21 protein-coding genes, 1 tRNA gene and 1 pseudogene are annotated in these 21,913 nt (G+C 68.9%); 15 read left to right on the top strand and 8 right to left on the bottom strand.

The window, feature by feature from the left end; translation table 11 throughout:
- Positions 1–59 precede the first annotated feature (59 nt).
- Positions 60–878 (bottom strand): class I SAM-dependent methyltransferase, encoded by an 819-nt coding sequence (locus tag PROPJV5_RS01210; RefSeq protein WP_119714659.1) that lies wholly within the window; start codon positions 876–878, stop codon positions 60–62.
- 156 nt (positions 879–1,034) lie between these two features.
- On the opposite strand from PROPJV5_RS01210, the gene PROPJV5_RS01205 reads away from it, so the two are divergent.
- Complete coding sequence (locus PROPJV5_RS01205) at positions 1,035–2,078, top strand: zinc-dependent alcohol dehydrogenase family protein (RefSeq protein ID WP_119714658.1); 1,044 nt, start codon at positions 1,035–1,037, stop codon at positions 2,076–2,078.
- 258 nt (positions 2,079–2,336) lie between these two features.
- On the top strand, positions 2,337–2,906 hold the full coding sequence (locus PROPJV5_RS01200) for a manganese efflux pump MntP (RefSeq protein WP_119714514.1): 570 nt from the start codon (positions 2,337–2,339) through the stop codon (positions 2,904–2,906).
- A gap of 162 nt (positions 2,907–3,068) precedes the next feature.
- Here PROPJV5_RS01200 and PROPJV5_RS01195 read toward each other — a convergent pair whose 3' ends face one another.
- The gene (locus PROPJV5_RS01195) at positions 3,069–3,269 is read right to left on the bottom strand and encodes a hypothetical protein (RefSeq protein WP_119714513.1); all 201 of its coding nucleotides are present in this window, start codon (positions 3,267–3,269) and stop codon (positions 3,069–3,071) included.
- Positions 3,270–3,529: 260 nt separating this feature from the next.
- A tRNA-Met gene (locus PROPJV5_RS01190) sits at positions 3,530–3,603 on the bottom strand.
- 197 nt (positions 3,604–3,800) lie between these two features.
- On the opposite strand from PROPJV5_RS01190, the gene PROPJV5_RS01185 reads away from it, so the two are divergent.
- From PROPJV5_RS01185 to PROPJV5_RS01145, 10 genes and pseudogenes are all read left to right on the top strand, one after another.
- The gene (locus PROPJV5_RS01185) at positions 3,801–5,321 is read left to right on the top strand and encodes an ABC transporter substrate-binding protein (RefSeq protein ID WP_119714512.1); all 1,521 of its coding nucleotides are present in this window, start codon (positions 3,801–3,803) and stop codon (positions 5,319–5,321) included.
- A 6-nt stretch (positions 5,322–5,327) separates the two neighbouring features.
- On the top strand, positions 5,328–6,296 hold the full coding sequence (locus PROPJV5_RS01180) for an ABC transporter permease (protein ID WP_119714511.1): 969 nt from the start codon (positions 5,328–5,330) through the stop codon (positions 6,294–6,296).
- On the top strand, positions 6,293–7,111 hold the full coding sequence (locus PROPJV5_RS01175; protein WP_119714510.1) for an ABC transporter permease: 819 nt from the start codon (positions 6,293–6,295) through the stop codon (positions 7,109–7,111). Before PROPJV5_RS01180 ends, PROPJV5_RS01175 begins: the two co-directional genes overlap by 4 nt.
- A 1-nt stretch (position 7,112) precedes the next feature.
- Positions 7,113–7,949, top strand: coding sequence for an ABC transporter ATP-binding protein (locus tag PROPJV5_RS01170; RefSeq protein WP_119714509.1), 837 nt, complete (start codon positions 7,113–7,115; stop codon positions 7,947–7,949).
- Complete coding sequence (locus PROPJV5_RS01165) at positions 7,946–8,839, top strand: ABC transporter ATP-binding protein (protein WP_119714508.1); 894 nt, start codon at positions 7,946–7,948, stop codon at positions 8,837–8,839. The genes PROPJV5_RS01170 and PROPJV5_RS01165 overlap by 4 nt, the downstream gene beginning before the upstream one ends.
- Positions 8,840–8,849: 10 nt before the next feature.
- Complete coding sequence (gene serA / locus PROPJV5_RS01160; protein ID WP_119714507.1) at positions 8,850–10,043, top strand: phosphoglycerate dehydrogenase; 1,194 nt, start codon at positions 8,850–8,852, stop codon at positions 10,041–10,043.
- A gap of 235 nt (positions 10,044–10,278) precedes the next feature.
- Positions 10,279–10,494: pseudogene (locus PROPJV5_RS12790) on the top strand (DUF4956 domain-containing protein); the annotation flags it as partial.
- A 76-nt stretch (positions 10,495–10,570) separates the two neighbouring features.
- On the top strand, positions 10,571–10,891 hold the full coding sequence (locus tag PROPJV5_RS12785) for a DUF4956 domain-containing protein (protein WP_239018338.1): 321 nt from the start codon (positions 10,571–10,573) through the stop codon (positions 10,889–10,891).
- A complete protein-coding gene (locus PROPJV5_RS01150) occupies positions 10,888–11,763 on the top strand; it encodes a polyphosphate polymerase domain-containing protein (protein WP_220474282.1) in 876 nt (291 codons plus the stop codon). The genes PROPJV5_RS12785 and PROPJV5_RS01150 overlap by 4 nt, the downstream gene beginning before the upstream one ends.
- 85 nt (positions 11,764–11,848) lie before the next feature.
- Positions 11,849–13,633, top strand: coding sequence for a carbohydrate-binding domain-containing protein (locus PROPJV5_RS01145; protein ID WP_119714506.1), 1,785 nt, complete (start codon positions 11,849–11,851; stop codon positions 13,631–13,633).
- Between the two features lie 395 nt (positions 13,634–14,028).
- On the opposite strand, the gene PROPJV5_RS01140 is transcribed toward PROPJV5_RS01145, so the two are convergent.
- The 3 genes from PROPJV5_RS01140 to aroA form a co-directional block, all read right to left on the bottom strand.
- Positions 14,029–14,841 (bottom strand): inositol monophosphatase family protein, encoded by an 813-nt coding sequence (locus PROPJV5_RS01140; RefSeq protein WP_119714505.1) that lies wholly within the window; start codon positions 14,839–14,841, stop codon positions 14,029–14,031.
- A gap of 61 nt (positions 14,842–14,902) precedes the next feature.
- Positions 14,903–15,952, bottom strand: a complete 1,050-nt coding sequence (rsgA, locus tag PROPJV5_RS01135; protein ID WP_119714504.1) for a ribosome small subunit-dependent GTPase A — start codon at positions 15,950–15,952, stop codon at positions 14,903–14,905.
- Positions 15,949–17,280, bottom strand: coding sequence for a 3-phosphoshikimate 1-carboxyvinyltransferase (gene aroA / locus PROPJV5_RS01130; RefSeq protein WP_119714656.1), 1,332 nt, complete (start codon positions 17,278–17,280; stop codon positions 15,949–15,951). The genes rsgA and aroA overlap by 4 nt, the downstream gene beginning before the upstream one ends.
- A 188-nt stretch (positions 17,281–17,468) precedes the next feature.
- On the opposite strand from aroA, the gene PROPJV5_RS01125 reads away from it, so the two are divergent.
- From PROPJV5_RS01125 to PROPJV5_RS01115, 3 genes are read left to right on the top strand one after another with little or no spacing between them, the layout of a single operon-like run.
- The gene (locus tag PROPJV5_RS01125; RefSeq protein ID WP_182858533.1) at positions 17,469–18,098 is read left to right on the top strand and encodes a sigma-70 family RNA polymerase sigma factor; all 630 of its coding nucleotides are present in this window, start codon (positions 17,469–17,471) and stop codon (positions 18,096–18,098) included.
- Complete coding sequence (locus PROPJV5_RS01120) at positions 18,095–18,382, top strand: zf-HC2 domain-containing protein (protein WP_119714502.1); 288 nt, start codon at positions 18,095–18,097, stop codon at positions 18,380–18,382. Before PROPJV5_RS01125 ends, PROPJV5_RS01120 begins: the two co-directional genes overlap by 4 nt.
- A 59-nt stretch (positions 18,383–18,441) precedes the next feature.
- On the top strand, positions 18,442–19,911 hold the full coding sequence (locus PROPJV5_RS01115) for a sensor histidine kinase (protein ID WP_119714501.1): 1,470 nt from the start codon (positions 18,442–18,444) through the stop codon (positions 19,909–19,911).
- A gap of 88 nt (positions 19,912–19,999) precedes the next feature.
- Here PROPJV5_RS01115 and PROPJV5_RS01110 read toward each other — a convergent pair whose 3' ends face one another.
- Both PROPJV5_RS01110 and PROPJV5_RS01105 read right to left on the bottom strand, forming a co-directional pair.
- Positions 20,000–20,248: a WhiB family transcriptional regulator gene (locus PROPJV5_RS01110; RefSeq protein ID WP_119714500.1), complete on the bottom strand. Its 249-nt coding sequence runs from the start codon at positions 20,246–20,248 to the stop codon at positions 20,000–20,002.
- Between the two features lie 316 nt (positions 20,249–20,564).
- Positions 20,565–21,908 (bottom strand): glycosyltransferase 87 family protein, encoded by a 1,344-nt coding sequence (locus PROPJV5_RS01105; protein WP_182858515.1) that lies wholly within the window; start codon positions 21,906–21,908, stop codon positions 20,565–20,567.
- Between the last annotated feature and the right edge of the window lie 5 nt (positions 21,909–21,913).

Genomic DNA, 21,913 nt, shown 5'->3' with positions numbered 1-21,913 from the left:
GCGCGCAGTGGTTCCGTGGTGGCAGCACCACGGAACCACTGCCCCTGATCGGGCAGCGGTCAGCCGGACAGCGGCTTGTGGGCCACGACGGCGATGCCGCGCATGCTGTCCTCGTAGGTCCTGAAGGTCGCCGCCATGCCCCGGATGCGCTGCCGCAGCTCCTTGTCGGCCAGGATGTTGCGGGCCATCCGCAGGACCCCTCGGACGCCCTCGTCCTCAAGATTGCGGCGCGGCTTGAGCAGGGCCATGGGCGCCATGCCCACCCAGTCGACGACCAGGCCGGCGTCCGCCAAGAGCTCCCGCCAGGACTTCTCCGTCATCGGCCGGGCATTCACGTGGATGGCCCTGGCCAGCCCCTGGCGCACCTGGGTGTAGATCTCCTCGTCGACGTCGTCGGGGACGATGCCGAGTTCGTGGATCGCGTAGCGCCCGCCCGGCCGCAGGATCCTCGCAGCCTCCTCGACGATGGCTCGTTTCCCCTTGTCGCCCTGCATGGTGAGCATCGCCTCGCCGATCACCACGTCGGCGCAGGCATCGTCCAGGCCGGTGTCGGAGGCCTCGCCCTGCCGACAGGTGCCGCGGTCGGCGATGATGGCGGCGACGCGCTGAACGGCGTCGGGGTCCCGGTCGATCGCCGTGTAGGAGCCCGGCTCCCTCCTGAGCACCTCGACGGCCGTCCGGCCCAGCCCGGGCGCCAGCTCGACGATGTCAGAGCCTGCGATCCGGGCCTCGTCGAGCATCTGCCATGACAGTGCGGCGCCCCCGGGGCGCAGCACCCGTTTGCCGGCCCGCGCGAGAACCCAGTGCCCGGGCGCGGAGGACACCGGCCGGTCGGCGAAGGGAAGCGGGGTATCGGGTTCGGTTCTCTTGTCAGCCATGAGCACCAGACTAGGGAACCTGTGCGGAAAAAATAAGCCCAGCCGAACCTCACTTATTGTCGGCTGCGCGGGGCGTCGCGATAGGCTCGCCCCAGACGCTGGATCAGGAGCACCGGCCGGACGGTGCCGGGCATGCCGCGTCAGCTGGAGGGCATCATGCGAGCAGCAGTCTTCGTCGAGCCGGGGACGGTGCGGGTCGAGGATCGTCCCGAGCCGGTCATCGAGAAGCCCACCGACGTGATCGTTCGCGTCACCGACGCCTGCGTGTGCGGCTCCGACCTGTGGTGGTTCCGGGGCATCAGTCACCGCGAGCACGGCTCACTCACCGGGCACGAGGCGATGGGCGTCGTCACCGAGACCGGCTCCGAGGTGTCCTCGCTGGTCCCCGGGGACTTCGTCATCGTGCCCTTCACCCACGGCTGCGGCACCTGCTCCGCGTGCCAAGCGGGTTTCGACGCCAACTGCCGCAATGGCGAGCCGGGTGGCAACGCCGGCTACCAGGCCGAGTACATGCGCGCCTACAACGCGGACGGCGCCCTGGTGAAGGTGCCGGGGGCCCCGGGCGACTACTCGGCGGCGATGCGGGCGAGCCTGCTGACCTTGTCCGATGTGATGGCGACCGGCTACCACGCGGCCCGGATGGCTGAGGTGGGGCCCGGCGTCACGGCGGTGGTCCTCGGAGACGGCGCGGTGGGGCTGATGGGGGTGCTGAGCGCCCGGCTGCTGGGCGCCGAACGCATCATCTCGATGAGCGGGCACGACGACCGCGCCGCCCTGGCCCGCGAGTTCGGCGCCACGGATGTCGTGCCCGAACGGGGCACCGAGGCGGTGGCGCGGGTCATGGAGCTGACCGAGGGCGGCGGTGCCGGAGCCGTGCTCGAGTGCGTCGGCACCAACCAGTCCACCCAGACGGCCATCGCCGTCGCCCGCCCCGGGGCCGTTGTCGGCCGTGTCGGCGTTCCCCACGACGTCGACATCGATGCGATGGGCCTGTTCTGGCGGAACATCGGTCTGCGCGGCGGACCGGCCTCGGTGACGACCTATGACCGCCAGGTCCTGTTGGATGCCGTTCTCGACGGCTTGATCGATCCCGGGCGGGTGTTCACCGCGGAATTCGACCTCGACGACGTGCAGGAGGCCTACCGGGCCATGGATGAGCGCAGGGCGGTCAAATCGCTGCTGCACGTGAGCGATTCCTGACCGGTCCGGTCGCCCGCCGCACTGTCCGGCCCGTGGACAGGGGCATTGACAGATCGTGCCGTGACCCCGGTAACGTCACGGGCGAAGGGGAGTAGCTCCCACGGATGGGTCCTCTGCGGGGCCCGGAGATACGTCGACACACTGGCGGCACCACCGCCCGGCGTATCGCTCCGCCCATCGCGGAGTGAGCGAGACCTTCGGCTGTTGTCCACGGCCGAAGTCCTCCCCGAGCCTTCGGCCACCACCGAAAGGCTCCAGATGTCCTTCCTCGGTATCCTGCTCGTCGGCCTCAGCGTCTCAGCCGACGCCTTCGCCGTCTCGATCGCCAGCGGCCTGCAGATGGTGCGTCTGCTCTGGGGCAGGGCGTTCCTCATCGCCGGCACCTTCGGAGTCTTCCAAGCGCTCATGCCCCTTCTCGGCTGGGCCCTCACCTCGCAGTTCGCCACCCTCGTCGAGCCAGTCGATCACTGGATCGCCTTCGGCCTGCTGGGGTTCATCGGGGCCAGGATGATCTGGGAGGCCCTGCGCCCCGGCAGCGAGGGAAGCCCGCGCGCCGAGTGGATGGGATTCGGGCGGCTCGTGCTGCTAGGCGTCGCCACGAGCATCGACGCGGCGGCGGTGGGCGTCTCACTGGCGGTCCTCGACGTGCCGATCCTCCAGGCCGTCGCGGTGATCGGCCTGACCACCTTCGTCGTCGCCCTGGCCGGGGTGCCCATCGGCCACGGTCTCGGTACCCGGTTCCGCACCCCGGCCGAGGTGCTGGGCGGTGTCGTCCTCATCGGCCTGGGCACCAGAATCCTGCTCGAGCACCTCGGTGTCATCGCCTGAGCGGGATGCGCCGCGTGGCGGCAGGTGAGATGCCTCACGCGTCCTGGGGAGTCGGCTGCTCTCGGGGGCGGCGAGTTCAGCGGGCTCACACGCACCAACCCGCGCTGGGACTGCGCGAGCACGCCGGTGCCCTGGCCGGGGCCGTTGCAGTCCCGGTGGGCATCACCGTGAGCCCCGCGCGAACCGCTGCCTGCCTCGCAGGATCAGGAGGTGTCCCAGACCGCCGACGACAGCCGAGATCGCCGTGCCCAGCCCGCGGGCCGGCCAGACGCCGGCTCCGATGTTCTGCGAGACAGCCAGGACGAAGTCGCCGGCGCTCACGGCGACGAAGAGGACTATGAGGAGGCAGATCACGTCACGCATGACCTCATCGTGCCGCCTCGGCCCGGCCCGCGCATCGGCCCTGCGGACGACTTCGTCGGTTCGCCATGAAGCAGTCCTCGTCCGTAGGGATGAGGCCGGCTGTGTCGCTCCTCACGGCGGAAGGGCAGCGGGGCAGGACGCGCCGGCCGGGGACGGTGGTTCGGTGTCTCCTGCCTCGTCCTCGAACCGTGGCGGACCGGCCAGGACGAACGAACCGCCCGGCTCCGCGGCATGATCCTCGGAACCGGGCGGTCTCATCGTAGCGGGGACAGGATTTGAACCTGTGACCTCTGGGTTATGAGCCCAGCGAGCTACCGAACTGCTCCACCCCGCGTCGGCTCAGTCAACTATAGACGTCCACGCCCGAAAGCCAAAACCGACGGATCGATCCCGGGCGGGGTGGGGGAGCGTGGCCCAGCGGCCGGGGACCGGTGACGTAAGATTTCGGCAGACTCGTTCCGGAGGACGCACGCCGATCGGCCTCGCCCCGGAGACCGCACCCGCTGTACGCGAAATCGAGGGGGACCGTCAATGAACATCCGGCTCGGACGTCGTTCGTTTCTGGGGGCAACGGTGATCGGCGCCGCGGCGTCGCTCGTCGCCTGCTCGAGTGGCGGCGCGGAGACCCAGGAGCAGGCGCGTCAGCTCGTCATCGGGGCCACGGCCCCTCCCGCCGCGCTGGATCCATCGACGAACAGCGGAGCGGCGATCCCGCAGGCGCTGCTCTACAACGTGTACGAGACACTCGTGAAGATCGACTCGGACGGCCAGATCGTGCCGCTGCTGGCCACGAGCTGGAACGAGTCCGAGGACGGGCTCACCTACACGTTCACCCTGCAGCCCAAGGCGACCTTCGCCAGCGGGGCCGCGCTGGACGCCGAGGCGGTCAAGACCTCGCTCGAGCGTGTCAAGAACGACGATGCGGTGCTCGCCACGCTCAAGTCCCAGTTGGGCGCCATGGAATCGGTCACCGTGCAGGACGCATCGACCGTCGTCGTGAAACTCTCCCAGCGCGACAACGACTGGCTCTACTACGCGGCCCAGACCGCCGGGATCATCTACGACCCCGATGGGATCGACTCGCTCGGTACCGCCCCGGCGGGCTCGGGGCCCTTCGTCTTCGAGTCGTGGAGCGAGGGCAACCCGATGGTGCTGACCAGGAACGAATCCTACTGGGGCACACCGACCGTCTTCGACTCCGTCACCTTCAAGTACTTCTCCGATCCGACCGCGGAGAACTCCGCGATGAGCAGCGGTGACCTCGACGTCATCTCGAACATGCAGGCCCCCCAGGCGATCAGTCAGTTCGAGGACCCGGATCAGTACACCATTCTCAACGGCACGTCGATGGGCGAGGTCGTCCTCGGCTTCAACCACCAGCGTGAGGCGTTCTCCGACGTGCGCGTCCGCCAGGCCATCAACTACGCCATCAACCGGTCCGATCTGCTGCAGACGGTCACGGCCGGCTACGGCACGCTCATCGGCTCGATGGTCGCCCCGACCGACCCCTGGTACGAGGACCTCGCGGACACCTACGGTTACGACCCCGACACGGCCCGTCGGCTGCTGGCCGAGGCCGGCTACGGCGAGGGACTCGACCTGTCCCTGCGTGTACCGAGCCTGCCGTACGCCACCTCAGCCGCCACGTTCATCACGAGTCAGCTCGCCCAGGTGGGCATCACCGTCACCACTGACACCCTCGAGTTCCCATCGCGCTGGATCGACGAGGTCATGACGAAGTCGAACTACGACATGACGATCATCAGCCACGTCGAGGGCCGGGACATCGCCAAATGGGCCAACCCGGAGTACTACTGGCACTACGACAACCCGGAGTTCACTCAGTTGATCACCGAGGCGAAGACGGGCCCGGCCGATGAGCAGACCGAGAAGATGAAGCAGGCCGCCCGTGTCCTCGCCGACGACGCGGCAGCGGACTTCCTCTATTCGATGGCCAATCTCGTCGTCCTGCGCGCGGGCATCTCGGGCATCTCCGAGAACCTGACGAGCGAGTCGATGGACCTGACGGCGGCCTCGTCGACGGACATCTGACGACCCATGCGTGCCCTTGGCGCCATCGCACGCCAACTCCTGAGCCTCGCGGGCAGTCTGCTCATCGCCTCGTTCATCGTGTTCGCCCTGATCAATGCGCTGCCCGGTGATGTCGCCGCGACGATTCTCGGTCCCAACTCCGATCCGGCCTCCATCGCCGCCCTGCGCGAACGGATGGGACTGGACCGGCCCCTGCTGCTGCGCTACGTCGAATGGCTCGGCGGGCTTCTCACCGGGCAACCGGGGTCCTCTGCGCTGTCGGGCGCGCCGATCGGCTCGATCATCGGCCCCAAGCTCGCCGTCACGGCATGGCTGGCGACCCTGTCGATGCTCATGGGCGTCGTCCTGGCCGTTCCCACCGGGCTGTACAGCGCGGTGCGACGCAAGCGCGCCGATGGCGTCATCATCTCCGGCCTCACCCAGGTCGCCATGGCCGTCCCGCACTTCCTCGTCGGACTCGTCCTCATGATCGTCTTCGCCGTGACCCTGCGATGGCTGCCCGCCAACGGGTACACGCCGCTGACCAGCAATCCACTGCAGTGGCTGCGTCATCTCGTGCTGCCCGTTGCCGCCATCGCCGTCGTCGAGGCGGCCATGCTCATCCGCTACGTGCGGTCGGCCTTCATCGACGTGCTCAACGAGGATTACTTCCGCACCGCCCGCGCCGTCGGCTGGCGTTTCGTCCCGGCCGTCATCCGGCACGGCCTGCGCAATGCGAGCCTCGAGGTCATCACGGTGGCCGGCCTGCAACTGGCCTCACTGTTCGTCGGATCGATCGTCGTCGAGAACGTGTTCCTGCTGCCCGGCCTGGGCTCGCAGCTGCTCACCGCGGTGAACCAGCGGGACCTGCCCGTCGTCCAGGCGATCGTCATGATCTTCGTGGCGATCGTCCTCGTCATCAACACGGTCGTCGACATCTGCTACCACCTGCTCGATCCCCGGGTGCGTGCTCAGGACGAGGAGACGAGCTCATGAGGCGCTCCCACCCACTCGTCGTCGGCGCGGTACTCGTCGGCCTCATCTGCATCCTGGCCGTCGTCTCGTTCTTCTGGACACCCCACGACCCCGGCCTGGTCGACGCCTCGATCGCCCTGCAGCCCCCCAGCCGCACCTATCCGCTCGGCACCGACGGTTTCGGCCAGGACATCTTCTCCAGGATCCTCGTCGGCGCCCGTATCTGCATGCTCGTCGGTGTCATGGCGGTGACGATCGGCGCCCTCCTCGGCGTGCCGATCGGCATCCTGGCCGGGATGAGCCGCCGGCACGTCGGACGGCGCATCATGCGCTGGGCCGACATCTTCTACGCCTTCCCCGCGCTGCTGCTGGCCATCCTGCTGGCCGCGGCGAACGGCACCGGCTCGACGATGACGGCGATGATCGCCATCGGCATCAGCTCCATCCCGGCCTTCGCCCGCGTCGCCAACACCGCGAGCCGAAGCGTCATGAGCCGCGACTTCGTGGCCGCCGCCCGATCCTCGGGCATCGGCTGGACGGCCATCGCCTGGCGGCACGTGCTGCCGAACATCCTCCCCGTCGTCCTCGTGCAGGTCTCCTCCGCACTGGGCAGGGCCATCCTCGCCGAGGCCGCCCTGAGCTACCTGGGAGTGGGGACGCAGCCGACGACACCCACATGGGGGCGGATGCTGTACGACGCGCAGAAGTTCGTCTACGACCATCCGGCCCAGATCGCCGTACCGGCAGTGTTCATCGCCATCACGGTGCTGGGTTTCAACCTGCTCGGCGATGGCCTGCGCGAGGCCCTCGACCCCAGACTGAGGCAGGAGGCCTGAGATGGGCGCGCTGCTCAGGATCCGTGATCTGCGCATCGGCTTCGGCCGCGCGGAGGCGCTGCACGGCATCGATCTGACCGTAGGCGAGGGGGCCAGGGTCGGTATCATCGGCGAGTCCGGCTCCGGGAAATCAGTGACCGCGCTCGCCACGATGGGGCTGCTGCCCGACACCGCGCGGGTCAGCGGCTCCATCGAACTCGGCGGACGCCAGCTCGTCGGGCTGTCCGACACGGGTTTCGCCCGGCTGCGCGGTGACGTCGTCTCGATGATCTTCCAGGAGCCCATGACGGCTCTCGACCCGACGATGCGCGTCGGGCGGCAGGTGGCCGAGGTGCTGCGCCTGCACCAGGGCGCCCCGGCCGGAAGGGCCCGCGAACGGGTCATCGAGATGCTCAGCCAGGTCGGTCTGCCCGACCCGGAGCGCATCTCGATGAGCTTCCCGCACCAGCTCTCCGGCGGGCAGCGCCAGCGCGCGCTCATCGCCATGGCCCTCATCAACCAGCCCGAACTCGTCATCTGCGACGAACCCACGACCGCCCTGGACGTCACCGTCCAGGCGCGAGTACTGCGCCTGCTCGACGAGCAGCTCGATGCCGCGGGCGCCGCGTGCCTGTTCATCAGTCACGACCTGGCCGTCGTCTCGCAGGTCTGCGATGAGGTGCTGGTCATGTACCGTGGCACCATCGTCGAGTCCGGGCCCATCGCCCAGGTGCTCGAGAACCCCCAGCACCCCTACACCGCCGGCCTGATCGCCACCGCGCGAATCGACCAGATCGAGCCGGGACGGCCGCTTCCGGTCATCGAGAACTTCTGGGACGGGAAGGAGGGGCGGCCATGACCGACGACGAGCCGGACCCGGGCGTGCCCGTGTTCGAGGCACGCGGGGTCTCACGAACCTTCCGGCGCAGCGGCACCCGCGGAAGGGTCCTCACGACGGCGCTCGACGGCGTCGACCTGACGGTGCGGCCCGGCCAGCGGCTGGGCATCGTGGGGGAGTCGGGTTCGGGCAAGAGCACCCTCATCCGTGTTCTCGACGCGTTGCTCCCCCCGAGTTCCGGCGAGGTGCTGTTCCGCGGGCGCCGCATCGACAACGCCTCGAGCAGGCAGCTCGGTGACCTGCGCTCCAGCGTGCAGATGGTCTTCCAGGACCCGCGAAGCTCACTCGACCCGCGCATGACGGTGGGCGACATCATCACCGAGCCGCTCCGATCGCCTCTGCTGCGCAGCCGACCCGACGTCCCGCGCAACCACGGCGAGCGCCTCGCCGAAGTGCTCGAACAGGTCGAACTCGAGGCCGATGCCGCCGGCCACTACCCGCACGAGTTCAGTGGTGGCGAGCGCCAGCGCATCGCCATAGCCCGGGCCATCGCCCCCCGCCCGGACGTGCTCATCGCCGACGAGGCCGTCTCGGCCCTCGACGTCTCGGTGCGCGCCCACGTGCTGAACCTGTTCGCCGACCTGGTGCGCAGCGACCGGCTGACGCTCATCTTCGTCAGCCACGACCTGGCCGTCGTCCGGCACGTGTGCGATCACGTCGCCGTCATGCGCAGCGGCAGGATCGTCGAGTCCGGGCCGATCGAGCAGATCTATGCGAGCCCGGCCCGCGAGTACACGCGGAATCTGCTCGCCTCGGTGCCGAAGCTCCGGGTCAGAACCGCGTCGAGCCGGCGGACCGCCACTGAGGTGCCGGATGAGATGCCCCCGGGGCCCGATGACCCGCCCGCATAAGATTCACGCCATGAAGGCACTTCTGCTCGAGAACATCCACCCGGAGGCCACCCGGATCCTCACCGAGGCCGGCTATGACGTGGAGACACGCGCCGGTGCGCTGGGGGAGGACGAACTGGTGGCCGCACTCGACGGCGTGGAGCTCCTGGGCATCCGATCACGCACCAATGTCACGGACAAGGTTCTGGCGCGAATCCCCTCGAGCCTGAAGGCCATCGGCGCCTTCTGCATCGGCACGAATCAGATCGCCCTCGAGCCCGCCGCGGCCAAGGGCATCGCCTGCTTCAACGCCCCCTACTCCAACACCCGCTCGGTCGTCGAGCTGGCCATGGCCGAGATCATCGCCCTGGCCAGGCACCTGACCGACCGCAACGCCCAGATGCACGAGGGCACCTGGAACAAGTCGGCGTCCGGCTCCCACGAGGTGCGCGGTCGCCGACTCGGCATCGTCGGCTACGGCAACATCGGTTCGCAGCTGTCCGTGCTCGCCGAGGCCTTCGGCATGCGCGTCTACTACTACGACATCCAGGACCGGCTGGCCATGGGCAACGCCCGGCGCTGCGACAGCCTCGAGGACCTGCTCGCCCAGGTCGACGTCGTCACCCTGCACGTCGACGGCCGACCCGAGAACACGGGTTTCTTCGGCGAGGACGAGTTCGCCGCCATGAAGCCCCGCGCATTCTTCCTGAACCTCTCGCGCGGCTCCGTCTTCGACGACAAGGCCCTGGCGGAGGCGCTGCGCTCCGGCCACCTGGCCGGGGCGGCGGTCGACGTCTACCCGACCGAGCCCAAGAAGGCGGGCGAGCCCTTCGTGTCGCCGCTGCAGGGCCTGCCGAACGTCATCCTGACCCCGCACGTGGGCGGGTCGACCCAGGAGGCCCAGGTGAGCATCGGCCGCTACGTGGCCGGCAAGCTCACCGAGTACGTCACGACCGGCGGCACCTCGATGAGCGTGAACCTGCCCGAGGTGACCGTTCCGGCCCGTGAGGGCAACCGCGTGGTCCACATCCATCGCAACGTCCCGGGCGTCCTCGGCACCATGAACTCGGTCCTGTCCGAGCACAACGCGAACATCGCCTTCCAGGCGTTGTCCACCCGCGGTGAGATCGGTTACGCGGTCACCGACGTCGTGGCTGCCGAGTCCGGTTGGCTCGATGCCCTCGCCGAGGTTCCCAACACCATCAGCTGCCGCGTGATCCGCTGAGACCAGTCCTCGCTGTGCTGCACGACCCGGTCGGCTCACGAGCCGGCCGGGTCGCTGACTGCTGTGTCCGCACCCTCCGTTCGGTCTCCAGTGTCCCAGCTGTTCCATCTCCTTGAGTATTCTGTGCGAAATCTGTGATCCGAGAGACACAGCTTTCGTCACAAGTTTCGCACAGAAATGCCACAGATTTGCGCGCTGGATTGTCTGGTGGCCCCCGACCGAAGGAGACTTGCCCATGTCCGATCTCATTCTCGCCGCCATCGATGTGGTGATGATCTGCCTCCTGGTGTTCGGCGTCTACCTGCCACGACACCACCGCCGGGACATGGTCGTCTCCTACATCACGGTGAACATCGGCGTCATGGCCGTCGCCTTCGCCCTGTCCATCAGCGCGACGGCGGCCGGGTTGGGCATGGGCCTGTTCGGCGTCCTGTCGATCATCCGGCTCCGCTCCGAGGAACTCAGCCAGATCGAGACCGCCTACTACTTCAGCGCCCTGGCACTGGGGGCTGCTCGGCGGTGTCGGTGTGTCACTGACCTACGGCATTGCGCTGATGGTCGTCCTCGTCCTGTCCATGGCGATCATCGACACCCGTCGTGTCACCGGGCGGGCCAACCGCCAGGTCGTCCTGCTCGACCACGCGATCGCCGACGAGGCCGCTCTCCGCCATGAGCTGAGCGCCCGCCTCGGCGGCGAGGTACTCACCGCCTCGGTGCAGCGTCTGGACTTCGTCAACGACACCACCCTGGTCGACGTCCGGTTCCGGGCCACCGACGGCGACGAGGACGGGGCCCGTCGCGCCGCGCCAGGCCCCGTCGCAGGTGGCGCCCATGGGGCACGGGCATGAGCACCACCATGATGCCCCGCGAAACCCCCACGGCGGGCTTCCCGCCGATCGACCTGGCCGAGTTGAACAACGCCGGCGCCCTGCAGATCCGTGTCGACCGCAAGTACCTCGTCCCGCCGCGCCTCCTGGCCGGGCTGCTCGAGGAGCTGCCGCCCTGGACCCGGGTCCTGACGATCGACGGCCGTCAGAGCTTCACCTACGACTCCACCTACCTCGACACCGATGCCCTCGACAGTTATTACGCAGCCGCCCGCGGCCGCAAGCGCCGGTGGAAGATCCGCGAGCGCAGCTATCTCGACACCGGTACCAGCTGGCTGGAGGTCAAGACCCGCCGCGGGGAGCACACCGTCAAGGAACGCATCGAGGTGACCGGAGGACACCCCGATCAGTGGAGCGACGCGGAGCAGCTGATGATCGACGGGGCGCTCGGCAGGGCGGGTGTTGGTCCGGTGAGCCTGGCGGCCCTGCGGCCGACGCTGAGCACTCGTTATCGGCGTATGACGTTCTTCGACCCGGTCTCCCGGGCCCGACTCACCCTCGACCACGGCCTGTCCTGGCTCTACGAGATCACCCGGCGGACCGGCCGCCTCGGGCAGACGGTCGTCGTCGAGACCAAGTCACCCGGTGCGGCGGCAAGCGCGGCCGACCGTCTGCTGTGGCGACTGGGTTGCCGGCCGGCCCGGTTCAGCAAGTACGCCACCGGCATGGCCTTCCTGCGCGAGAACCTGCCGCACAACAAGTGGCACCGGACGATGACTCGCCTCGCCCCCGACCTGGTCGTGGGGGAGTACCTCTCCACCAGTACCGTTCCCGCGCCGCACGTCCCCGTGACGCACATACCCATCAGCCGTCCGACACCCCCTCGGTCCTAGTAACCCCGTTCATGGCGGAGGACCGCAGACATCCCCCGAGTGCGCCCCGCTGATCCCCGATCACCTCAACAGCACGGAGCAGAACATGATCTCTTGGAAGAAGACCCTTGCCGGTCTCGCTGTCGCGGCGAGCCTCGTGGGTTGCAGTGCCGCCACCGACCCGGCGGCGACCAGCACGTCGGCCCCAACCACCGCCGGCGGCGGTGAGGCGGCGGGGGGTGCGGCCACCACTGCCGGCGGTGAGCAGGCCACGGCCTCCTCGCTCATCTCGAACAACAAGGGCTCGCACTACGACGAGGCCGACACCGAGTACGACGAGTCCGCGGTGGTGACCATCACGCTGTCCGGCGCGAGTGCCTCCGGCGGCGGTGACGGCGTGACGATCGACGGCAGTACCGTCACCATCACCCGGGTCGGCACCTACCGGATCAGCGGCACGCTCGACGACGGCCGGATCATCGTGAACTCGACTGGCGAGGGCGAAGTCCGCCTCATCCTCGACGGAGCCGAGATCACCAGCTCGACGGGCCCCGCCCTCCTCGTGGAGGAGGCCGATGAGACCGTGGTGCTGCTGGCGGACGACTCGGTCAACCGGCTCACGGACGGTTCCGGCTACGACACCAGCGCCGACGGCGCGGCCAACGCCGCGCTCCACTCGAAGGACGATCTGACGATCAGCGGCCAGGGCGCCCTGGACGTGACGGGCAGGACCGCCGACGGCATCACCAGCACGGACGGGCTGGTCATCGACTCCGGCACGATCACCGTGACCGCCGTCGACGACGGCATCCGTGGCAAGGACTACCTGATCGTTCAGGGCGGCACCGTCCGGGTGACCAGCGGCGGCGACGGTCTCACCTCCGACAACGAGGAGGACACCACACGAGGCTATGTCCAGATCGACGACGGCGCCCTGACCATCGATGCCGGAGGCGACGGCGTGGCGGCGATCACCGATGTCATCCAGACGGGCGGCACGACGACCATCACTGCCGGTTCCGGCACCGCGGCTGACGACGAGGCGTCGACCAAGGGCGTCAAGGCAGGCGTCGCCGTGAGCCTCGCCGACGGCACCGTCACCATCGACTCCAGCGACGACGCCCTGCACAGCGACGACGTCGTCCAGATCGACGGCGGCACCATCGACCTGGCCAGCGGCGACGACGGGGTGCACGCCGAGAACGCGCTGCTGGTCAACGGCGGAGCCGTCACCGTCTCCACCAGCTACGAGGGCTTCGAGGCCAACGACATCACCATCAACGACGGCACCGTCGAGGTGACCTCCAGCGATGACGGCATGAACGCCTCCGACGGCTCGGGCACGTCCCAGGACCCGATGGCCACCACCGACTCGACGCTGACGATCGCCGGCGGCACCGTCACGATCACCGCCGACGGCGACGGCCTGGACTCCAACGGCGACATGGTCATCTCCGGCGGCACCACCGTCATCAACGGCCCAAGCAGCGGCGACAACGGCGCCCTCGACGTCGGCACCTCCCTGCAGATCACCGGCGGCACGCTCTTCGCCGCGGGCAGCCAGGGCATGGCCGAGTCGCCCGACGCCGACTCCCCGCAGGGCTGGGTCCAGGCCTCCGCGGACGGCCGTGCCGGCTCCACCGTGACGATCTCGGACGAGTCCGGCACCGAGATCGCCAGTTACACGCTGGCCAGGGCGGCCCAGAACATCATCGTCAGCTCCCCGGCCATGACCCCCGGCGGCACCTACACGGTGAGCGTCGACGGCACCTCGACGAACGTGGTCGCCAACCAGTCCAGCGGCGGTGCCATGGGGCCCGGCGGTGGTGGCATGGCACCCGGCAACGACGGCGGCATGGGCCCAGGCGGTGCCGCCCCCAGCAGACGCTGAGCCGAATGCTCCACCGCCTCGCCGCCTGATCTGCCGCGTGTGGTTGCCTGCTCGCGGTGGGTGGGTTGCTGCACGGGTCGGGTCCGTTGCGCCTGTGGGGGCCTTTCCCGCCCGCTGGCGCACAGGTTCGCTGCGCGAACAGGTGCGCCAGATGCCCGGAGCCGAGCCCTGAAAGGCCCCCGCAGGCTCCACTCGGCCCGCACCGGGTTGGCTGTGAGCGGAGTTCGGCAGGCCCCTCAGGGCTCGGCATCGGGCATTGTGATTCACATGTTCGCCTCGGCGAACCTGTGAATCACAGGGCGGGAGGGGCCTGCCGAACGCAGCGAACCCACCCACGAAGCGCACCGGTCCCGGCCAGTTGGACAAAGAGGGGCACTGGAGCCGACGGGGAGGGCTCAGGGTTCGGGGTCGTCCTGGTCGGGGGCAAGGCGGGCGAGCACCTCGTCGTGCAGGAACCCGTTGGTGGCGAGGGCGCCCGGGCCGACCGGGCCGGGTTCGCCGTCCAGGTTCGTGAAGCGGCCGCCGGCCTCGGTGACGATCGGTACGAGGGCCGCCATGTCGTACAGCTCCAGGTCGGGTTCGCAGGCCAGGTCGACGGCGCCCTCGGCGACCAGCATGTAGCTGAAGAAGTCACCGAAGGCCCTCGTCCGGCCGCAGTCGCGCATGAGATCGACGAACTCCTGGCCACGCCCGGTCTCGATCCAGCCATGGATCGAGGAGTACGACAGGAAGGCGTCGGCGATGGCCGAGGTGCCCGAGACGCCGATGGGTGTCGGGTTGAACAGCGACGTGCCGGTGAAGGCCCCGCCGCCCTTGGACGCCCACCAGCGTCGGCCGAGGGCGGGCGCGCTGACGACACCGACGACCATCTCCCCGGCGACCTGCAGGCCGATGAGCGTGGCCCAGATCGGCACTCCCCGCACGTAGTTGGCCGTGCCGTCGATCGGGTCGATGATCCACTGGCGGGGACCGTAACCGGTGTCGGGCATCTCCTCGCCGTGCACGGCGTCGCGGGGACGGGCGGTGGCCAGCGTGTGACGCACCGAGGCCTCGACGGCCTGATCGGCCTCCGAGACCGGCGTGTGGTCGGCCTTGGCCCGCACCTTCAGGTCGCGCGCCTTGAACCGATTCAGCGTGAGGGAATCGGCGTTGTCGGCCATGAGGTGGGCCAGACGCAGATCATCGGTGAAGTCAGGTACAGCGGCCATGAGCCGACTCTATCCGGCGATCCCGACGCCGGCCTGCCGGCTCGCCCGCGCTCGGCGTGGCTCAGCGGTACTCCTCGGGCCGGTCGACCGCCTCCAGCACGCGGCGGAAGGACTCCAGGCGCGCGGCGGCGAGTTCCCCGCGGCCGGCGGCCTCATCCAGGCCGCACTCGGGGGCATCGGAGTGGTGGTTGCAGCCGCGTGGGCAGTCGGCGGTGAAATCCGCCAGGTCGGTGAAGGCCTCCAGGATCGTCTGGGGGTCCACGTGGCTCAGGCCGAAGCTGCGGACGCCCGGCGTGTCGATGACCCAGCCGGGATCATGGCCGCCCGGCCCGTCGAAGGGGGGCAGGGCGATCGCCTCGGCCGAGGTCGAGGTGTGCCGCCCCTTGCCGGTCGCCTCGTTCACCTGGCCGGTGGCGCGGTCGGCGCCGGGCACCAGGCGGTTGATGAGGGTCGACTTGCCGACACCGGAGTGGCCGACGAAGACAGTCGTCTTCCCGGCCAGGAGCTCACGCAGCTGCGAGAGATCCGAATCCGGCTCGGAGACGACGATGGGCACGTCGATGGGCTCGTACAGTGCGATGAGCTCGGCCGGGTCGGCCAGGTCCGCCTTCGTCAACGCGATGACGGGGCGGACGCCGGCGTCGTACCCGGCCACCAGGACGCGGTCGATCATGCCGGGCCGGGCCGGGGGATCGGCGAGGGCCGTCACGATGACGAGCTGATCGGCGTTGGCGACGATCGGCCGTTCGTAGGGGTCGGTGTCATCAGCGGTGCGGTTCAGCTCGGTGCGACGGGGTTCCAGCTGGACGATGCGCGCCAGGGTGCCCTCGTCGCCGCTCGTGTCCCCGACCACGCGCACCAGGTCGCCGACGATGACGCCCTTGCGTCCGAGCCGGCGGGCCTTCGTCGCGACGAGCGGGTGCTGGTCGCCGTCGACCATCCGGCAGTGGTACCGGCCGCGGTCGACGGTGATGACGCGGGCGATCCGGGCGGCCGAGTAGTCGGGGCGGTCCTTCGTCCGTGGGCGGCTGCGCTTGGCGGGGCGCCCGAAGTCATGGGTGTCGAAGTCGGTGCCACGGCCGATGGCGCCGCGTGTGCGGCGGGGACTCATCGGGTCCCCGCCATGGTGTCCCAGCGTCGGGTGAAGTCGGGCATGGTCTTGCTGGTGCACCCCACGTCGTCGAGCCGCACGCCGGGGATGACCAGGCCCATGAGGGCGCCCAGGTGCGCCATCCGGTGGTCGGCGTGGCAGGCGAACAGGCCATCGCCCTCGCTCGGATGGAGCCGGTCGAGGTGCCCGGCCATGCCCGTGATGGTGAGGCCGTCGGGGAGTTCCCCGGCCGGGACGCCCAGCCGGTTCAGCTCGGTGACGATGGCCTTGATGCGGTCGGTCTCGTGGCCGCGGATGTGGCCGACGCCGGTGATCGTCGTGGACCCGTGCGCCGCGACTGCCAGCGCGGCGGCGACCGGTGTCAGTTCGCTGGCCTCGTGGAGGTCGAGCCGGGCGCCCCTGAGGGAGACGGCCGAGGCCCCCAGGCCGTCGGGGGCCTCGATGACGGTGGCGCCCATGCGGGCCAGGACCGAACCGATCACCGCACCCGGCTGCGTGCTGCGACGTGGCCAGCCGGCGATGGACACCGTCCCGCCGGTGAGCACGCCGGCGGCGAGGAACACCGCGGCGTTGGTCAGATCGGGTTCGATCCGGTCATCGCGGGCCGTGATGACGCCGGAGTGGACCCGCCAGTGATGACCGGTCTCGAGGGTCTCGATCCGGACCCCGTGACGCGCGGCCATGTCGATCGTCATTGCGATGTGGGGAGCCGATGGCACCGCGCTGCCGACGTGCACGATGTCCAGACCCCGTTCGAAGCGGGCCCCGGCGAGCATGAGACCCGAGACGAACTGGCTGGAACTGCTCGCGTCGATACGTACGGTGCCGCCCTTCAGGCCGGTACCGGCGTCGAGCGTGAAGGGGACCGCGTCGGCGTCGATGCAGGCGCCGAGTTGACGCAGACCCTCGAGCAGCGGGGCGAGGGGACGCTCGCCGGCCCGCTCGTCCCCGGTGAACGAGCTGCACCCGCCCGCCAGCGCCGCAACCGGTGGGACGAAGCGCATGACGGTGCCGGCCAGTCCGCAGTCGATCGGCCGGGTCGCCGCGTGCAGCGGGCCCGGCGTGACGCGGCAGGTGCTGCCGGTGGTCTCGACGGTGGTGCCGAGGGAGCGCAACGCTGCGGCCATGAGGCGGGTGTCCCGAGCGTCGAGGAGACCGCTGAGGGTGCTCGGGCCGTCACTGAGGGCGGCCAGGACGAGTGCCCTGTTGGACTCGGACTTCGACCCGGGCACCTCGACCGTCGCGTGCAGCGCCCGGCCCGGGTACGGCGCCGGCCAGCCCGCGCCGTCGGATCCGGCCGCACGGGTCCAGGTCGCCGAGTCATCCATGACGCCCAGAGTAGCGAGCCGGGTGACAACCGTGGTACGGCGCCCGGCGGCGTTGGGGCAGCGGGTCGGATCCACGATCACCCGGCCTGTGGGAATACCGTGCCGCACCTGGGCGTTTCCTCGGTGTGATGACGATGACTGCACCGAGAGATTCGGTACTGTCGTATGCGATGAACCCGACGCATGAGATGAGCGATGCCGGCTTCGACCTGACCCAGCAGGCCGACGACATTCGCGACACCGAGACGCAGCAGCAGCGGATCGCCCGATTCGAGCGCGATGCCATGGTCTATCTCGATCAGCTCTACGGCGCGGCGCTTCGCATGACGCGCAACCCGAGCGATGCCGAGGACATCGTGCAGGAGACCTATGTGAAGGCCTTCAGCTCCTTCAAGCAGTTCAAACCGGGCACCAACCTCAAGGCCTGGTTGTATCGCATCCTCACGAACACCTACATCAACAGTTATCGCAAGGCCCAGCGCCAGCCGCAGACCAGTGGCGGCGAGGAGGTCGAGGACTGGCAGTTGGCGAGGGCGGCCTCTCATGACTCGAGTGGTCTGCAATCGGCCGAGATGGCGGCCCTCGACTCCATCCCCGACCAGGCGGTCACCGACGCACTCAACTCGTTGTCGGATGACTTCCGTCAGGCGGTGCTGCTGGCTGACGTGGACGGTTTCTCATACAAGGAGATCGCCGAAATCATGGGAACCCCCATCGGCACGGTGATGTCGCGGCTCAATCGTGGCCGGGCTCAGCTGCGCGAGGCCCTGGCGGACTACGCCCGTGAGCACGGCATCGGAAGGCAGCGTGACAGATGAACGAGTTCAGCTCAGACTTCTTCCCCGTGAGCGCGACCGACGAGGCGGCGTGCGACTACGCCGCGGCCAGCGTTCACGCCTTCCTGCACGGTGAATTGCCCGAGGCCACCGCGGACGAGATCCGTCACCACCTGATGATCTGCGAGAGCTGCATGGATGATTTCGGGATCGAGGCGACCATCAGCACCCTGGTGCAGCGCAGTTGCTCCGGCACGCCGTGCGCCTCGGGAGAGCTGCGCGCCCGCATCGCCCGTCTCACCATGATCAGTGAACAGGTCCTCTAGTCTCACGGCCCGGCCACGGCCGCGGGGGCCGGTGCTCGTCAGCTCGGTAGGATCGGCGCATGCAGACGATGGAGCGAATGTTTGCCGAGCACACTGAGATCGGCGAGGAGGATCGGCTCTGGCTCAGCTCCTTCGTCCGCGAATGGCACGTGCTGGCGGACACCAGCTTCTCCGACCTCATCCTGTGGGTGCCGGACGTCGATGACAACGTCTTCTGGGCCATCGCCCAGCGCCGGCCGGTGACCGGCCCCACCGCCCTCGAGGAGGACGTCGTCGGCTCCGAGATCCGCTACGAGCCCGACTCGTTGGTCGTCGAGGCCTATCTGTCGCGCGAGATCTGTGAGACGAGCAACAACAAGCTGCAGGCCGGCATACCCGTCGACGTCCTGGCGATCCCCATCATCCGTCACGACGAGGTCATCGGCATCCTGGAGCGGCACACCAACAGGATGGGTGTGCGAGCACCCGGCGCCATGGAGGACGCCTACCTGAGGATCGCCGACATGTTGTCCGACATGGTCTGGCATGGTGACTTCCCGATCGACCCGCCGAGCGATCCCACGCTCAGTCCCCACGTCGGCGATGGTCTCATCCTGGCCCGCGCCGAGGGGCTCATGGAGTACGCGAGCCCCAATGCGGTCTCCGCCTACCGGCTTCTTGGTCTGGTGGGCGATCTCATCGGCGACAACCTGTGGTCCCTGACCGAGGAGGGCCTCGGAGCGCAGGTCCAGCCCGTGGAACCCACTCACGCGCGGTTCGACGGCATGGCGGGCGGTGAGTACGAGGCCGAGAACAGTGCCGGTTCCATGAGATTGCGCATTCTGCCCCTGACCAGGGACAGCGAGTGCGTCGCGATCGTTGCGCTGTGCCGCGACATCACCGATCTGCGGTATCGCGACCGCGAACTCCAGACGAAGAACGCGATGATCCGCGAGACCCACCACCGGGTCAAGAACAACCTGCAGACGGTCTCGGCCCTGTTGCGTTTGCAGTCGCGGCGGGCGACCTCCCCCGAGGCCAAGAATGACCTCAACGACGCGATGAGTCGTGTGCAGTCGATCTCCATCGTCCACGAGATCCTGTCGCGGAGCATTGATGAGGCCGCCGAGTTCGACGAGATAGCGGACACGATTCTGCAGATGGTCGGGGACATGGCGGCCAGTTCCGGTGTCGTCCGCGTCACCCGCGAGGGGAGTTTCGGGCTCGTCCCGGCCAAGGTGGCCACCTCGTTGTCGCTCATCATGACGGAGCTGTGCCAGAACGCGATCGAGCACGGCCTGGAATCCGGTGACGGTGCCGTGCGCGTGGTTCCGCAGCGTCAGGAGGACGGCGGGCTGATCCTCGACGTCGTCGACCAGGGCGTCGGTCTGGCCGATGACTTCCGGCTCTTCCACACCGACAGCCTCGGCACGTCGATCGTCGCGACGCTGGCGGCCGACCTGCACGGTGACTTCACCTTGTTCAACAACCCCGACGGCGTCGGTGCCACCTCCCGGGTCGTCATCCCGGCCGAGACACTGGCCCTGTGAGCCGGGCCCCGAGGCAGTGAGGTCTCGGGCACGACGAAGTGCGGCGCCGACGTCGGCCGGCGCCCTCCCGGTAAGGGGACTCGGAGACTCAGGCCGCCTTGCGTGCTCGGGCCGCGCGACGTTTCATGGTGCGCCGCTCGTCCTCGGACATGCCGCCCCACACGCCGTGGTCCTGACCGGCCTCGAGAGCCCAAGCGAGGCACTTGTCGCAGACGCAGCAGCGCTGGCAGACCTTTTTCGCCTCCTCGATCTGGGTGAGGGCCGGCCCAGTGTTGCCGATGGGGAAGAAGAGCTCCGGGTCCTCGACCCGACAGGCGGCCTCGTGACGCCAGTCCATGTGTGTACGACTCCTTAGGCGAGTGGCGGGCCGTCATGACCCGCTGTCAGCGCGCGGACAGGGCAGGCCCCGTCCGTCGCGTGGCGATTGTTCTTCGAACGAATCAGGGGCCCGGACCACCGCCGCCGTCCGCGCGTGATCCGGGCCAGGGGCGCCCGATCACGGGTGAGACGGCGGGGAACTTCAAGCCCCAGAGCACCAGCTTGCCATGCGCTTCAAGATTCAGCTAGAGATCGGACGCGATCATCATCCTTTGTGCATCCTGAGCGGCTCGGCGTGCACTTTCTGATCATTTCATCATCATTGACTTGACAAATCAGGACTGAGTTGGCAAAGCGGATCGGGGTTCGTCACGGGGAGACAGTGGGGACGCCGCCGACCGCTTGAGACCCAGCGCGGCGACGAAGGCCTCGACCCAGGCAAGGACGGCCAACGCGACGACGCACAGGTTGCGCAGGACGAGCATCATCGTCGACCCGATGTTCGGATCGAGGGCGGAGATGATGCCGCTGTAGGTGAGGGGATAGACGAGCTGGGTCAGGGCCGTCGCGGTCAGCCCGGCGGCCACGAGTCGCCTGGCCGCTCCGGCCCTGTCGGGGGTGCCCAGCCCCGAGGCGACGAGGGCCAGCGGGCCGAAGAGCCAGGTCATGTACTGGGGGCTGAGGGTCTTGTTCGCCACGATCCATCCGCAGATGATCGCCAGGACCGCCAGCCGGACGGCCCACTCGTGACCGGGGGGAGTGCCGGGTGAGATCGGGGCCTGCTCCTGCTCGCGCAGGGCGAGGACGGCCGACAGGGCCACGGACAGCGCGACCAGGATGATCATGGCCGCGCTTGCCGCGATCCGCCAGCCTCCGACGGAGGCGGCGAAGACCTCGTAGGCCTTGAAATCACTGAACTGGACGTCCACGCCGGTGGCGCCGAGAGCACGGGCGAGCATGAGCGGAGTGGCCCAGACCGATTCGATCTGCAACCCCCGCTCGGACTGCCAGGTCAGCGGCGAGACGGTCCGGCCGAGACCGGATGTGGCCACCGAGAGCAGGACGAGCACCATGCCGGTGAGGACGAACCCGACGCCACGGCGCCGGGCCGTGCGTGAGCGGCCCAGCATCGGCAGGACGAGCAGCGCCGGCCACAGCTTGAACCCGGCGCCGAGCGCCAGCAGCGCGCCGGCCAGGGCGGGCCGGCGGCTCATCTGGTGCAGCGCGCCCAGTACGCACAGGGCCGGGACGATGTCGAGTCGGAACCACAGCAACGGGCCGAGCAGGGCGCCGCAGGCCGCCCAGACCCATGCCGCACGGGCGCTCTCAAAGGTGTGGAGCATGGCGCAGCAGACGCCGTCGGCGGTCGCCACGAGTACCGCGAAGAGCAGGACGTACAGATCGACCGAACCGGCTGAGGGCCACTCGAGCACCTGGATGAGCCAGACGAGGGGAGTGGGGTACTCGATCAGGACGCCGGTCAGGTCCGTCAGGACGGGGACGGGCAGACCGGAAACGGACATCGCGTAGTAGTTCACGTCATTGCGGACGAAGCTGCACAGCGCCTGCCACAGGAACAGCATGACGATCCGGCTCAGGGTCCAGAATCCGATCAGCCAGAGGGCTGAGCCGCCCCCCGGGGTCGGGGTTCGGTCGTCGTGCGGTGACAGCTGCTGCATGGTCG

Source organism: Propionibacterium ruminifibrarum, assembly GCF_900289195.1.
Taxonomy (GTDB): domain Bacteria; phylum Actinomycetota; class Actinomycetes; order Propionibacteriales; family Propionibacteriaceae; genus Propionibacterium; species Propionibacterium ruminifibrarum.
This window is presented reverse-complemented; position numbering and strand designations above follow the sequence as displayed.

Bases quoted from the DNA above. Each gene is read 5' to 3' on its own strand.
- PROPJV5_RS01175 (WP_119714510.1), top strand. From the start codon at position 6,293: ATGAGGCGCTCCCACCCACTCGTCGTCGGCGCGGTACTCGTCGGCCTC.
- aroA (WP_119714656.1), bottom strand. From the start codon at position 17,280: ATGGATGACTCGGCGACCTGGACCCGTGCGGCCGGATCCGACGGCGCG.
- PROPJV5_RS01205 (WP_119714658.1), top strand. From the start codon at position 1,035: ATGCGAGCAGCAGTCTTCGTCGAGCCGGGGACGGTGCGGGTCGAGGAT.
- PROPJV5_RS01210 (WP_119714659.1), bottom strand. From the start codon at position 878: ATGGCTGACAAGAGAACCGAACCCGATACCCCGCTTCCCTTCGCCGAC.
- PROPJV5_RS01180 (WP_119714511.1), top strand. From the start codon at position 5,328: ATGCGTGCCCTTGGCGCCATCGCACGCCAACTCCTGAGCCTCGCGGGC.
- PROPJV5_RS01115 (WP_119714501.1), top strand. From the start codon at position 18,442: ATGCAGACGATGGAGCGAATGTTTGCCGAGCACACTGAGATCGGCGAG.
- PROPJV5_RS01105 (WP_182858515.1), bottom strand. From the start codon at position 21,908: ATGCAGCAGCTGTCACCGCACGACGACCGAACCCCGACCCCGGGGGGC.
- rsgA (WP_119714504.1), bottom strand. From the start codon at position 15,952: ATGAGTCCCCGCCGCACACGCGGCGCCATCGGCCGTGGCACCGACTTC.
- PROPJV5_RS01200 (WP_119714514.1), top strand. From the start codon at position 2,337: ATGTCCTTCCTCGGTATCCTGCTCGTCGGCCTCAGCGTCTCAGCCGAC.
- PROPJV5_RS01110 (WP_119714500.1), bottom strand. From the start codon at position 20,248: ATGGACTGGCGTCACGAGGCCGCCTGTCGGGTCGAGGACCCGGAGCTC.
- serA (WP_119714507.1), top strand. From the start codon at position 8,850: ATGAAGGCACTTCTGCTCGAGAACATCCACCCGGAGGCCACCCGGATC.
- PROPJV5_RS01185 (WP_119714512.1), top strand. From the start codon at position 3,801: ATGAACATCCGGCTCGGACGTCGTTCGTTTCTGGGGGCAACGGTGATC.
- PROPJV5_RS01165 (WP_119714508.1), top strand. From the start codon at position 7,946: ATGACCGACGACGAGCCGGACCCGGGCGTGCCCGTGTTCGAGGCACGC.
- PROPJV5_RS01120 (WP_119714502.1), top strand. From the start codon at position 18,095: ATGAACGAGTTCAGCTCAGACTTCTTCCCCGTGAGCGCGACCGACGAG.
- PROPJV5_RS01195 (WP_119714513.1), bottom strand. From the start codon at position 3,269: ATGCGTGACGTGATCTGCCTCCTCATAGTCCTCTTCGTCGCCGTGAGC.
- PROPJV5_RS01170 (WP_119714509.1), top strand. From the start codon at position 7,113: ATGGGCGCGCTGCTCAGGATCCGTGATCTGCGCATCGGCTTCGGCCGC.
- PROPJV5_RS01125 (WP_182858533.1), top strand. From the start codon at position 17,469: ATGAGCGATGCCGGCTTCGACCTGACCCAGCAGGCCGACGACATTCGC.
- PROPJV5_RS01145 (WP_119714506.1), top strand. From the start codon at position 11,849: ATGATCTCTTGGAAGAAGACCCTTGCCGGTCTCGCTGTCGCGGCGAGC.
- PROPJV5_RS01140 (WP_119714505.1), bottom strand. From the start codon at position 14,841: ATGGCCGCTGTACCTGACTTCACCGATGATCTGCGTCTGGCCCACCTC.
- PROPJV5_RS01150 (WP_220474282.1), top strand. From the start codon at position 10,888: ATGAGCACCACCATGATGCCCCGCGAAACCCCCACGGCGGGCTTCCCG.